General features: G+C 57.1%; 13 protein-coding genes. 4 read left to right on the plus strand and 9 right to left on the minus strand.

Annotated features, from left to right (window positions below; all coding sequences use genetic code 11):
* Nucleotides 1-57: 57 nt before the first annotated feature.
* Entirely contained in the window at nt 58-1,011 is a 954-nt protein-coding gene (metR, locus tag FFS28_RS20425) for an HTH-type transcriptional regulator MetR (protein ID WP_006179262.1), read from the plus strand.
* Here the strand turns inward: metR and FFS28_RS20430 are convergent.
* From FFS28_RS20430 to pldB, 3 genes are all read right to left on the minus strand, one after another.
* On the minus strand, nt 899-1,798 hold the full coding sequence (locus FFS28_RS20430; protein ID WP_137903828.1) for a carboxylate/amino acid/amine transporter: 900 nt from the start codon (nt 1,796-1,798) through the stop codon (nt 899-901). The two genes, metR and FFS28_RS20430, sit on opposite strands and share 113 nt — an antisense overlap.
* Nucleotides 1,799-1,880: 82 nt before the next feature.
* Entirely contained in the window at nt 1,881-2,681 is an 801-nt protein-coding gene (gene yigL, locus FFS28_RS20435) for a sugar/pyridoxal phosphate phosphatase YigL (protein ID WP_006179260.1), read from the minus strand.
* 32 nt (nt 2,682-2,713) lie between these two features.
* Complete coding sequence (gene pldB / locus FFS28_RS20440) at nt 2,714-3,706, minus strand: lysophospholipase L2 (RefSeq protein WP_006179259.1); 993 nt, start codon at nt 3,704-3,706, stop codon at nt 2,714-2,716.
* 109 nt (nt 3,707-3,815) lie between these two features.
* Here pldB and rhtB point away from each other — a divergent pair, with 109 nt between their 5' ends.
* Complete coding sequence (gene rhtB, locus FFS28_RS20445) at nt 3,816-4,436, plus strand: homoserine/homoserine lactone efflux protein (RefSeq protein ID WP_137903829.1); 621 nt, start codon at nt 3,816-3,818, stop codon at nt 4,434-4,436.
* Here rhtB and rhtC read toward each other — a convergent pair.
* The 3 genes from rhtC to pldA form a co-directional block, all read right to left on the minus strand.
* Nucleotides 4,433-5,053 carry a threonine export protein RhtC gene (gene rhtC, locus FFS28_RS20450; protein ID WP_006179256.1) on the minus strand — a complete coding sequence of 207 codons (621 nt, stop codon included), beginning with the start codon at nt 5,051-5,053 and terminating at the stop codon, nt 4,433-4,435. The two genes, rhtB and rhtC, sit on opposite strands and share 4 nt — an antisense overlap.
* Nucleotides 5,054-5,114: 61 nt before the next feature.
* Complete coding sequence (gene recQ / locus FFS28_RS20455; protein ID WP_058610829.1) at nt 5,115-6,944, minus strand: ATP-dependent DNA helicase RecQ; 1,830 nt, start codon at nt 6,942-6,944, stop codon at nt 5,115-5,117.
* A gap of 90 nt (nt 6,945-7,034) precedes the next feature.
* Entirely contained in the window at nt 7,035-7,904 is an 870-nt protein-coding gene (gene pldA / locus FFS28_RS20460) for a phospholipase A (RefSeq protein WP_006179246.1), read from the minus strand.
* Nucleotides 7,905-8,066: 162 nt separating this feature from the next.
* Between pldA and yigI the strand changes: the two genes are divergently transcribed.
* Together yigI and rarD are read left to right on the plus strand one after the other, a co-directional pair.
* On the plus strand, nt 8,067-8,534 hold the full coding sequence (gene yigI, locus FFS28_RS20465; RefSeq protein ID WP_058610830.1) for an acyl-CoA thioesterase YigI: 468 nt from the start codon (nt 8,067-8,069) through the stop codon (nt 8,532-8,534).
* A 51-nt stretch (nt 8,535-8,585) separates the two neighbouring features.
* Nucleotides 8,586-9,482, plus strand: coding sequence for an EamA family transporter RarD (rarD, locus tag FFS28_RS20470; RefSeq protein ID WP_006179244.1), 897 nt, complete (start codon nt 8,586-8,588; stop codon nt 9,480-9,482).
* 84 nt (nt 9,483-9,566) lie between these two features.
* On the opposite strand, the gene corA is transcribed toward rarD, so the two are convergent.
* From corA to uvrD, 3 genes are all read right to left on the minus strand, one after another.
* Nucleotides 9,567-10,517 carry a magnesium/cobalt transporter CorA gene (gene corA, locus FFS28_RS20475; protein ID WP_006179243.1) on the minus strand — a complete coding sequence of 317 codons (951 nt, stop codon included), beginning with the start codon at nt 10,515-10,517 and terminating at the stop codon, nt 9,567-9,569.
* 151 nt (nt 10,518-10,668) lie between these two features.
* Nucleotides 10,669-10,725: a YsgD/CorL family protein gene (gene ysgD, locus FFS28_RS21745; RefSeq protein WP_212743980.1), complete on the minus strand. Its 57-nt coding sequence runs from the start codon at nt 10,723-10,725 to the stop codon at nt 10,669-10,671.
* A 149-nt stretch (nt 10,726-10,874) separates the two neighbouring features.
* Entirely contained in the window at nt 10,875-13,037 is a 2,163-nt protein-coding gene (uvrD, locus tag FFS28_RS20480; protein WP_006179241.1) for a DNA helicase II, read from the minus strand.
* Between the last annotated feature and the right edge of the window lie 76 nt (nt 13,038-13,113).

Raw genomic sequence — 13,113 nt, forward strand, 5'->3', positions numbered from 1 at the left:
GGCAGGTACTGTATATTCCTCAAGCGCAAATTGTTCATGGCGAAGTGAAGGACTTTCATGATCGAGATAAAACACCTGAAAACGCTACAAGCGTTGCGGAACTGCGGTTCACTCGCGGCGGCGGCGGCCACGCTGCATCAGACCCAGTCCGCACTTTCTCACCAGTTCAGCGATCTGGAACAACGCCTTGGCTTTCGTCTGTTTGTGCGTAAGAGCCAGCCGCTGCGCTTTACGCCGCAGGGTGAAATTCTGCTCCAGCTCGCGAATCAGGTGCTGCCGCAGATTGCGAGCGCCCTGCAGTCCTGCAACGAGCCGCAGCAGACCAGGCTACGCATCGCCATTGAGTGCCACAGCTGTATTCAGTGGCTGACCCCCGCGCTTGAGAACTTCCGCCAGAAGTGGCCGCAGGTGGAGATGGACTTTACCTCCGGCGTAACGTTTGATCCCCAGCCTTCGCTCCAGCAGGGCGAGCTGGATCTGGTGATGACCTCGGACATACTGCCGCGCAGCGGGCTGCACTATTCCCCGATGTTTGATTTCGAGGTGCGTCTGGTGCTGGCCCCGGACCATCCGCTGGCCGCCAAAACGCGCATCAGCCCTGAAGACCTGGCCACGGAAACGCTGCTAATTTACCCGGTTCAGCGCAGCCGACTGGATATCTGGCGTCATTTCCTCCAGCCAGCGGGCATCAGCCCACAGCTGAAAAGCGTGGATAACACCCTGCTGTTGATTCAGATGGTTGCCGCCAGAATGGGCATCGCGGCGCTGCCGCACTGGGTGGTGGAGAGTTTTGAACGCCAGGGCCTGGTGGTGACCAAAACCCTGGGTGAAGGACTGTGGAGCCGGCTGTACGCCGCCGTGCGCGATGGCGAGCAGCGTCAGCCGATTACGGAAGCGTTTATTCGCTCAACGCGGAACCACGCGTGCGACCATCTTCCGTTTGTGCGGAGCGCGGAGCGACCCAACGGCGATGCACCCACAGCGAAGCCAGGGTCACTGCTCCCCCAATAATGAAGCTCGGCCAGTGCGGCTGTTCCTGCCAGATCGCCAGGTTGACCAGCAGCCCGGCAGGCACATGAACGTTGTTCATGATCCCCAGCGTACCGGCGTCCACTTGGGTCGCGCCGTAGTTCCACATAAAGTAACCCAGCCCGGACGCGACCACGCCCAGCCATACCAGAACGCCCCACTGTAGCGACGTGGTCGGCAGCTTCTGCGGATTGCCGAGCATAAACCACGCCGCTACCGCAACGATTGCCGCGCCCATATAGAACCAGGCAAAGGCGTTGTGCTGCGGCATCGGGCGGGTCTCCATCAGGCGCTTGTAGCCCACCATGCCGATGGCAAAGCTGATATTGGCAAGCTGGACGAACATCAGCCCGGTCCAGAAGTGATCGCTTACTTTGTCATAACGAATAATCGCCGCCCCCACGACCGCCAGCGCAGCGCTTAGCAGATATCCCCAGCGCAGACGACGCCTGCTGAGCAGATCGTAGATCAGCGTGATGTACAGCGGCGTAAGCACGGTAAAGAGCAGGAATTCCGAGACGGACAGGTAAACGTAGGCCCGGAAGCTGAACAGATACATGATGCCGAGCTGCATCGCGCCCACCAGCATGTACAGCAGGAGAGTTTTCAGCGTTTGCCCGCGCGTGCGCAGAAACGGCAGGAACACCAGCGCCGCCAGCCCCACGCGCATCAGCACCGAGAAGTAGCTGTCGACCGAACCGGCAAGGTATTCGCCAATCAGGCTAAAGGAGAAGGCCCACAGGATGGTGGTGATAATGAGTAGCGCCACAATGCTTGTCTCTCAGAAAGAAGGACAGGCATTGTAGCGAACTCTTTAGTTGACGACTGAGTAATAAATAACCGAATGAAGATTATTCAAGAAACAGTTTGCGCAGGTACTTCGGCACCGCGTTGTCGCCGTTGGTACCGATGACTTCCAGCTCAGGATGCAGATCTTTCAGGCGCTGGTGCGCGTTCTGCATGATGCAGCCTTTGCCCGCCATAGAGAGCATCTCAGCATCGTTCATGCCGTCGCCAAAGGCGATACAGTCTTTCAGCCCGAAGCCCAGACGTTTGGCTACCGCTTCCAGCGCATGGCCTTTAGAGACCCCGCCCGCCATCACTTCCAGACAGGTCAGCGTTGAGAAGCTGACGTTCACCCGGTCGCCCCAGCGCGCGTTAATCGCCTGCTCCAGCGGCAGCAGCTCTTCGTGGTTTTCGCAGGTAAAGAACACTTTGCTGATCCCTTCCGGATCCAGCAGCCCCGGTTCGTACAGGGAGTAGTTAAACACGGCTTCCTTGAAGAAACGCATCTCGTCCGGGCGGTGGCGGTTCATAAACCACTCGTCGTCACGGTACACGTTGGTGACGATATTCGGGTTGTTGTTCACCACGCCGAAGAGATCGGTGGCGATGTCGCGGTCGAGGTTATGGGTAAAGATCAGGTTGCCATCGGTGTCGTGCACGCGCGCACCGTTGGAGGTGATCATGTAGGCTTTGATCTCCAGGTTATCGCGGATCTGCCCCACGTCTACGTGGTGGCGGCCAGTGGCGAACACAAAGTTCACGCCACGGGCGGTCAGGAGTTTTAAGGTCTCTTTCGCGTAAGGCGACAGGGTGTGGTCGGGCGAAAGCAGCGTGCCATCTAAATCAGATGCGACAACCTGGTACATAGGGATTTCAACCTCTGGTAAAAAAACAAGAATCAGTTATGCCTGTTGAAAAATTCAACGATGGCGTTAAGCGCGACTGAGCGCATGTCGTCCTTTTCGAAAAGGATCTCATGGTACGCGCCGTTTATGACCAGCGGTTTACCCCCTTCACAAGGGTGTCCGGCGGCGGCGCGCAGTTCACAAAAGCGGTCATGCATGCGGTTATCGACCACACGCTCCTCTTCCGCCTGGATTAACAATGTCGGGGTGGCGTCATTCGCCACGCCTGCCAGCACCTGTTCACCCGCAAGGATACCTTCCCGCACCCAGTGCCAGGTAGGGCCACCGACGCGCAGGCGTGGTTCATCGGCATAAAAACGCAGATTACGGCGATAGCGCTGCCGGCTGTGGGTCAGCACGTTGATGGCAAACGGCAGCGCGCGCCACCGCCCTGTGCCGATGGCATACCCCTCTCGAATGCGCTGATGGCCCTCAGCCCAGTCGAGAATGTGGCGCACCATCCAGTCAGGAAAACGAATGACAATGCCATACATCGGCGCGGTCAGCGCAATGGCATCGCACTGGTGTTCATGGCGTTGCAAAAAGAGCGTAGAGATAGCGCCACCCATAGAGTGCGCCAGGATATAGCGCTTACGCCACGGGCCCGGCTCCACTTCCTGCTGCCAGAAGGCGGCCAAATCGTCGACATAATCGCTGAAATTATCCACGTGGCCGCGATGGGTGTCCGGCAACATGCGCCCGGAAAGCCCCTGCCCGCGGTGATCGATGATCAGAACATCAAAACCGGTGTGAACCAGGTCATAGGCCAGTTCCGCATATTTAACATAGCTCTCAATGCGTCCGGGACAGACGACAACCACACGATCGTTTTTCTCGTTGCGAAAACGCACGAAGCGTACCGGAACATCACCCACGCCCGTAAACTCATCTTCCTCACGCTGACGCCAGAAGTCGGTCAGCGGCCCCATAGAGAAAGCAGCAAATGCGTTTTCTCGAGTTTCCCAGTCCTTTTTCTGCTGAAACATCGGGTTTCCACCCCCGTAAGCCAAGGAATATCGTTTTTTCGTAACCGGTCACAAAATGACTCAACAATAGCGTATTGTGGCATAAAAACAGACGATTCGGGAGCTTCAAATGACCTTCGAGTGGTGGTTCGCGTACCTGCTGACATCCATCATCCTCAGCCTTTCCCCTGGCTCTGGCGCCATCAACACCATGACCACCTCTATTAACCACGGGTATCGCGGCGCGGTTGCCTCTATTGCCGGTTTACAAACCGGGCTGGGCATCCACATCGTACTGGTGGGGATTGGTTTGGGAACGCTGTTCTCCCGCTCGGTGCTGGCATTTGAGGTGCTGAAATGGGCCGGTGCGGCATATCTGATTTGGCTGGGTATTCAGCAGTGGCGCACGGCAGGTTCGATTGACCTGAACATGCTCGCCCAGACGCAAACCCGTGGCCGTCTGTTTAAACGGGCGGTTTTTGTGAACCTGACTAACCCGAAAAGCATCGTTTTTCTTGCCGCCCTGTTCCCGCAGTTTATCGTGCCGCATCAGCCGCAGGTGATGCAGTATGTGGTGCTCGGCGCGACGACCATCATTGTCGATATCATCGTGATGATTGGCTACGCGACGCTGGCCCAGCGGATTGCGGCGTGGATTAAAGGGCCTAAACAGATGAAGGCCCTGAACAAGGTGTTTGGTTCGCTGTTTATGCTGGTGGGCGCGCTGCTTGCGTCAGCGCGTCATGCTTAGCGAGAAATGATAAGGTGGATGCCAAAGCCGGCGAACAGCGCGCCGGCAAAGCCGTCGATCCACTTCGCGATGCGCTGGTAGCCGCGGCGCATGGCCGGTAACGCAAACAGGCTGGCGACCACGGTAAACCACGCAAAAGTTTCTACCACGATCAGCAGGAAGATCCCCCAGCGCGCGCCTGCGCCGACGTTATCGCCCACGAACAGCGAGAACACAGAGCCGAAATAGATAATCGCCTTCGGGTTCGCCAGGTTGGTCAGCAGCCCTTTCACAAAGCTGCGGCCGCCGGTGGCCAGTTCTACCTTCGGCTCTTCCGGCTTTTTCTCTTCTTTCTTCAGCGCACCGCGCAGCATCTGGTAGCCCATCCAGCACAGATACAGGCCGCCGCCGACCATGATGATGTTATGCAGCCAGGCCATTTTCGCCAGAATCAGGTTCAGGCCAAGCAGCGCCACCGCTGCCCACACCATGACACCCATGGTAATGCCGAGTACGCCCATCATCGCCTCTTTGCGGGAGCGGCTGACGGCAGTTTGCGATACGAAGAAAAAGTCAGGGCCGGGGCTCATCAGCGCAACGATGTGCACTAATGCCACGGTGAGAAATAGCATTAACATAATTAGCTCGCGGGGAAATAATACAGTGAGTCATCATACTGGCACTTTTTTGGCCGGCTGACTACTCCTCATCATCACCATCGGCATGAGAGCGAATAAGCGCCATAAACTCCTTGCCGAATCGCTCGAGCTTGCGCGTGCCGACACCGTTAACGCTGAGCATTTCACCGGCGCTGAGCGGCATCTGCTCGGCCATTTCTATCAGCGTTGCGTCGTTAAAGACCACATAAGGCGGAATGTTCTCTTCGTCGGCAATGGCTTTACGCAGCTTACGCAGCTTGGCGAACAGCTTGCGGTCATAGTTGCCGCCGTAGGATTTCTGCATCACACGCGGCTTCAGGGCAATAACGCGCGGCACGGCGAGCTTGAGTTCAATTTCACCGCGCAGCACCGGACGCGCCGCTTCGGTAAGCTGAAGCGCGGAGTGCTGAGCAATGTTTTGCGTGGCGAACCCCATGTGGATCAGCTGGCGGATAATGCTGACCCAGTGCTCGTGGCTCTGGTCTTTACCAATACCGTAGACAGGCAACTTGTCGTGGCCCATATCACGGATACGCTGGTTATTCGCGCCACGCAGCACTTCCACCACGTAGCCCATCCCGAAGCGCTGATTCACGCGGTAGATGGTTGAGAGCGCCTTGCGCGCGTCCATCAGGCCATCGTACTGCTTCGGCGGATCGAGGCAGATATCGCAGTTGCCGCACGGCTCCTGTCGCCCTTCGCCAAAGTAGTTGAGCAGCACCAGACGACGGCAGGTTTGCGCTTCGGCAAACGCGCCCATCGCATTGAGCTTGTGGCGCTCGATATCCTGCAGCTGGCCCTGGGGCTTCTCTTCCAGACAGCGGCGCAGCCACGCCATATCCGCCGGATCGTAAAACAGCATCGCTTCCGCAGGCAGGCCGTCACGCCCGGCGCGGCCCGTTTCCTGATAGTAGGATTCGATATTGCGCGGAATGTCGAAATGCACCACAAAGCGCACGTTGGGCTTGTTAATCCCCATACCGAACGCCACCGTGGCGACGACGATTTGCAGATCGTCGCGCTGGAATTTTTCCTGCACATCGGCGCGGATGTGGTTTTCTAGCCCGGCATGATAGGCCGCGGCGCTAAAGCCACGGTTTTGCAGTCGCGCGGCGGTGTCTTCCACCTTCGCACGGCTGTTGCAGTAGATAATGCCCGACTTGCCGCGCTGCTCCTGGACGTAGCGTAAGAGCTGATCCAGCGGTTTGAACTTCTCCATCAGCATGTAGCGGATGTTCGGGCGGTCGAAGCTGCTGACCTGAATAAACGGATCGTTAAGGCCCAGCAGCCGAACGATATCAAGGCGGGTGGTGTCGTCGGCGGTGGCGGTGAGCGCCATAAACGGCAGCTCGGGGAAGCGCTGACGCAGCTGGCCAAGCGCGGCATATTCCGGACGGAAATCGTGACCCCACTGGGAGATACAGTGCGCTTCATCCACCGCCAGCAGCACCGGATTCCAGTGCGCCAGGTGATCGAGGAAGTTATCCAGCATCAGGCGTTCCGGCGCGATGTACAGCAGGCGGATCTGCCCGTTACGGCAGCCAGCCATGACGTCCTGCTGCTGTTCGCGGGTCTGCGTGGAGTTAAGACAGGCCGCCGCCACGCCGTTGGCAAGCAGCTGGTCAACCTGGTCTTTCATCAGCGAGATAAGGGGCGATACCACCACCGTCAGGCCGTTAAGCACCAGCGCGGGTACCTGATAGCAGAGCGATTTACCGCCGCCGGTCGGCATGACCACCAGACAATCGCGGCCTTCCAGCACGGTTTCAATGATGGTTTCCTGGCCGGGGCGGAACTGCTGGTAGCCAAAGGTTTCATGCAAAACCTGTTTAGCCAGCGACTCCTGATTCAATACTTCCGCCTGCGCCACATTAACCCCATATGCCAGAAATAAAACAGGCGCTATTTTCAGCGCCTGAGAGAGAAACTTCAACGTTTAACGCAAAAACATTCGTGCTGCTTAGAAAATATCGTTCAACATCACGCCCACACCGACGCGGGTCTGGTTGAAGTTGTAATCGATAAGCGACTCGCCGTAACCGCTGTAAACCTGGGTGTAGAGGCGCACGTGTTTGGTCATAGGATAGCTTAAGCCCAGTTCTGCGCCACCGTAGCCGGTGTTCCAGTTGTACTGGCCTTTGGCGCTCAGCACTGCGTCACCGATTTGATAGCCAACTTTAAGCTGATAGTAACCCATATATTTGGTGATATCCGGGTTATCGTCGGTATCGCCCACGACGTACCATGGTTTGACTTCCACCATGAAATTGCCGTTCTGCGCCATCAGGCGCGTATAGGCGCGGTTCCAGCTGCGTGAGGTGGGATCGGAACGGCCGTTGGAATCATGGTTGAACCCGAATTCAACGTCACGCAGGGTCCAGCCGGCAAACTCATAATCGGTTGCGAAGCCGAGGAACAGCTGCGGCTCGTAGTTGGTTTCACGAAACGGCGACGATTCTCCACGGTTAGAGAGCTGCCACCAGGATTTCTGGGTATAAGAGGCACCGAGCACCGAGTTAGGCCCGGCGATGCCGCGCCAGAACGGAAACGCGAGGCTTAGCTGGAACTTCACTTCATCTTTACGCGCATTATCCGACCAGTTGTAAGAACTTATCGCCTCTTTGTTGAGATCGTTGGTCTGGGTGTAAATGACGTAGTTGGTGTCATACGGATAAAGGGTGAACGGATTGTCATGCTCCTGAAGCAGGTTGGCGATGATACTGCCGCGAACGGCTGGCGCATCGTGCACCTTTTTAACCGTGGCTTCCTGCGCATAGGCTGTGAGGGGCAGCGAAACCGCCGCAATTAACCAACCCAGATACGTCCGCATCGGTGGTGTTCTCCTGCAAAGATATAGAATGAGTGAATAGTTATGTGCCGGACATTCTACATACTTCCGCGCCAACTTCCGCCTGTTCGTTTCTGAAAGTGGAATTCCTTATTGCAGAAGCATAAAATCAACATTTTATTAACAATAAGGATGCCGTTTCTCATGTCTGCCACGCTTACCGCCGACGAAGCTTTGAAACTTGTGGGCGAGATTTTTGTTTACCACATGCCGTTTAACCGTGCGCTTGGACTGGAGCTGGAGCGTTATGAGAAAGCCTTTGCCCAGCTGAGCTTCAATAATCAGCCGATGATGGTGGGCAACTGGGCGCAAAGCATTTTGCACGGCGGCGTGATTGCTTCCGCGCTGGACGTCGCGGCAGGCCTGGTCTGCGTTGGCAGTACGCTGACGCGCCATGACACCATTAACGAGGATGAACTGCGTCAGCGTTTATCGCGCATGGGAACCATCGATTTACGCGTCGATTACCTGCGCCCGGGGCGCGGAAACCGCTTCACCTGCACCAGCAGCCTGCTCCGCGCGGGCAACAAAGTGGCCGTCGCCCGCGTCGAGTTACATAACGAAGAACAACTGTATATCGCCAGCGCAACGGCCACTTATATGGTGGGTTGAAACGGCAAAATCGCGTAAAATCGCCTCACTACTTTGTAACGGATTATCCTGATGGATGCTAAACAGACGCGGCAGGGCGTTTTACTCGCCCTTGCCGCTTATTTTATTTGGGGCATCGCGCCTGCTTATTTCAAATTTATCCACTATGTGCCCGCCGATGAGATCCTCACTCACCGCGTGATCTGGTCGTTTTTCTTTATGATCGCGCTGATGAGCGTTAGCCGTCAGTGGTCAGGCGTTAAAACGCTCCTGAAAACGCCGAAGAAGGTCTTTCTGCTGGCGCTGTCTGCCGTACTGATTGGCGGCAACTGGCTGCTGTTTATCTGGGCGGTGAATAACCATCACATGCTCGAAGCCAGCCTCGGCTACTTTATTAACCCGCTGGTGAATATTGTGCTGGGGATGATTTTCCTCGGCGAGCGCTTCCGCCGGATGCAGTGGGTGGCCGTCATTCTGGCCTTCTGCGGCGTGCTGGTTCAGCTCTGGACCTTCGGCTCGCTGCCGGTTATCGCCTTAGGCCTGGCGTTCAGCTTTGCGTTCTACGGGCTGGTACGTAAGAAAATCGCCGTTGAAGCGCAAACCGGTATGCTGTTCGAAACCCTGTGGCTGCTGCCGGTGGCCGCGATTTACCTGTTTGGCATTGCCGACAGCGCCACCAGCCACATGGGCAATAACCCCTGGACGCTTAACGTTCTGCTGATGGCGGCGGGCGTGGTCACCACGATCCCGCTTCTGTGCTTCACCGGCGCAGCAACGCGCCTGCGCCTCTCGACGCTCGGCTTCTTCCAGTACATCGGCCCGACGCTGATGTTCCTGCTGGCGGTGGTGTTTTATGGCGAAGTGCCGGGTGCGGATAAGATGGTGACGTTCGCCTTCATCTGGGTCGCACTGGCGATTTTCGTGGCGGATGCAATTTATACCCAGCGCAGGGTGCGTAAAGGGTTGTAGCGCCTTTTTGCCGGATGGCGGCGGCGCCTTATCCGGCCTACATGTTCTGTAGGCCCGGTAAGCGTAGCGCCACCGGGCGGATCCTCAAAGCCAGTTCTTCCGTTTAAAGTACAGATACGGCGCCAGCCCGGCGAGGATCATAAAGATAATCGCCCCCGGGTAGCCAAAGCTCCACTTGAGCTCCGGCATAAACTCAAAGTTCATCCCATAGCTTGAGGCCACAAGCGTAGGCGGCAGGAACACCACGGATACCACCGAAAAGATCTTGATGATGCGGTTCTGCTCGATGTTGATAAAGCCCATCGCCGCCTGCATCAGGAAGTTGACCTTCTGGAACAGGGATTCGTTGTGCGGCAGAAGGGATTCGATATCGCGCAGGATCTCACGCGCCTGTTCCAGCTGACCACCCGGCAGACGCGCTTTACGCACCAGGAAGTTAAGGGCGCGCTGGGTATCCATCAGACACAGGCGTACCTTCCAGCCGATATCCTCCAGCTCCGCGAGCGTTGACAGCGCTTCGTCATATTCATCGCCCTGATGGCCTTCCATGATCACGCGGCTCAGCTTTTCCAGGTCGCTGTAGATGTTTTCAATCTCATCCGCCAGCTGTTCAATTTTGGTTTCGAACAGGTCGAGCAGCAGCTCGTAAGCGTTGCCGTCGACCATCGCCTGGCTGCGGGCGCGCATACGGTAAAGACGAAACGCAGGCAGTTCACGCTCGCGCAGGGTAAACAGGCGACCATCGCGGATGGTAAACGCCACGGTGGAGTTCCCCGCGTGATCGTCGGCGTCTTCAAAGAAGAAGAAGGAGTGAATGTGCAGACCGTCTTCGTCTTCAAAAAAACGCGCAGATGCTTCGATATCTTCCAGTTCCGGACGGGTCGCGAGGCTTTGCCCCAGCTCAGATTGTACGCGAAGGCGTTCATCGTCGTCCGGCTCGACCAGATCCACCCATACGGCATCAATGAGGGGCTGTGACTCTTCGGCTTCAAGCCGAGTCAGTCGGTTTTTTTCGAGTTGAAATGCGCTCAACATGACCGGGACTCCCAATGCAAAAAATATCGGACAGTTCGGTGGGCACACAGAAACGATTTGGGTTTCAGACCATTAAACAGCCTGACTCAGCGCGACGGGAATAATGCAGGTCGCTGACAACCACTAAGGCCATCAGCATGAGGAGATAGCCTTAGGAGTTGTTCCTGGATGACAGGGAATTGAGCCAGTATCTACTGGGTGTGTCCAAGGCGAATGTCCTCTTAGCGTAATCGTGCGCGCATGTTACGCCAGCAATAACTGCGGCGTCAACACGCAACGGAACGCGGAAGGGCATTAATTGACCTCCAGCGTATAAGGCTAGCAGATTATTACAAAATAGTGATATTTTTCTGAAAGTTACACAGTTTCCAGCTTCGCATACGCGGCCACCAGCCATTTGATCCCCTGCCCCTGGAACGCCACCTGCAGGCGGCTGTGTTCACCGCTGCCTTCAAGATTCACAATAGTGCCTTCCCCGAATTTCGAGTGGCGCACGCGCTGGCCCAGCTTGTACCCGGTGTCGTTTTCGGAGATTGGTGCACCCATACGCTGATGGCTGACCGGACGGCTGATGCTGGCGCGCAGGCGTACCTCCTCCACGCACTCTTCCGGCAGTTCACCGATAAAGCGCGAAGGACGGTGATACACCTCTTTACCGTACAGGCGGCGGGTTTCGGCGTAGGTAAGCGTGAGCTTCTGCATCGCACGCGTCACGCCCACGTAGGCCAGACGACGCTCTTCTTCCAGGCGTCCGCCTTCATCCAGCGACATCTGGCTCGGGAACATCCCCTCTTCCATCCCGACGATAAACACCTGCGGGAACTCCAGGCCTTTCGCGGAGTGCAGGGTCATCAGCTGAACCGCATCCTGCCAGGTGTCCGCCTGCCCTTCGCCCGCTTCCAGCGCGGCGTGGGAGAGAAATGCCTGCAGCGGCATCAGATCTTCATCTTCTTCGTTGTAGCTGAACTGGCGCGTTGCCGTCACCAGTTCCTCTAAGTTCTCAATACGGGTCTGGCCCTTCTCGCCCTTCTCCTGCTCGTACATCGTTCTCAGGCCGGAGTCTTTAATGACGCGGTCGGTCTGCACGTGCAGCGGCATATCGGCGGTTTCCTGCGCAAGAGCGTCTATCAGCTCAAGGAAGCGTTGCAGCGCGCTGGCCGCACGTCCGGCGAGGGCTTTTTCCTGCAGCAGCTCGCGGCACGCCTGCCACAGCGTAAGCTGACGATCGCGCGATGCCTGACGCACCACGTCCAGCGTGCGATCGCCGATGCCGCGCGTTGGCGTATTGACCACGCGTTCAAACGCTGCGTCGTCGTTACGGTTGGCGATCAGGCGCAGATACGACAGCGCATCTTTAATTTCCTGACGTTCGAAGAATCGCATCCCGCCGTAAATACGGTACGGCATACTCACCTGCAATAGCGCCTCTTCCAGCACGCGCGACTGGGCGTTGCTGCGGTAAAGAATGGCGCACTGCTCCAGCGCGCCGCCGTTGTCTTGCCAGGTCTTAATGCGGTTCACCACGAACCGTGCTTCGTCGAGTTCGTTGAACGCACAGTAAAGTGAGATCGGCTCGCCGTCGACGCCGTCGGTCCACAGCTTTTTGCCCAGACGCCCGTTGTTGTTCTCGATCAGGGCGTTAGCCGCGCTCAAAATGTTGCTGGTTGAGCGGTAGTTTTGCTCCAGACGAATGGTTTGCGCACCGGGGAAATCGTTGAGGAAGCGCTGGATGTTTTCCACCTGCGCCCCACGCCAGCCGTAGATAGACTGGTCATCATCGCCGACGATCATTACTTTGCCGGTATCGCCCGCCAGCAGGCGGATCCACGCGTACTGAATGTTGTTGGTATCCTGGAATTCATCCACCAGGATATTGGTGAAGCGCTCGCGGTAGTGCTGGAGAATATGCGGCTTGTTAAGCCACAGCTCGTGCGCGCGCAGCAGCAGCTCGGCAAAATCCACCAGACCGGCGCGATCGCACGCTTCCTGATAGGCCTTGTAAACGTTCTGCCAGGTCTGCTCGACCGGGTTGCCAAAGCTCTGGATATGGTGCGGGCGCAGGCCTTCGTCCTTCTGACCGTTGATGTACCACATTGCCTGACGCGGCGGCCACTGCTTCTCGTCAAGGTTCATCGCCTTGATCAGGCGCTTCAGCAGGCGCAGCTGGTCTTCACTGTCGAGGATCTGAAAATCCTGCGGCAGGTTAGCGTCCATATGGTGTGCGCGCAGCAGACGGTGAGCCAGGCCGTGGAAGGTCCCGACCCACATGCCGCCCTGGCTGGTGCCCATTAGCTGTGCGATACGGTGGCGCATCTCCGCTGCCGCTTTGTTGGTGAACGTCACCGCCATAATGGAGTATGGCGAACAGTTTTCCACGCTCTGCAGCCAGGCGATGCGGTGAACCAGCACGCGCGTCTTACCACTGCCCGCTCCAGCCAGAACCAGCATATTGGTGCGCGTTGCGGCTACCGCATCACGCTGTTTGTCATTAAGGCTGTCGAGCAGGTAAGAAACGTCCATTGGCACCGTCACATAATATTCAGGAACAGAGCAAAACGCCCGGTGGCGCTTCGCTTACCGGGCCTCCAACTGCAAA

Source organism: Enterobacter sp. 2VL, assembly GCF_005503595.1.
Taxonomy (GTDB): Bacteria; Pseudomonadota; Gammaproteobacteria; order Enterobacterales; family Enterobacteriaceae; genus Enterobacter; species Enterobacter cancerogenus.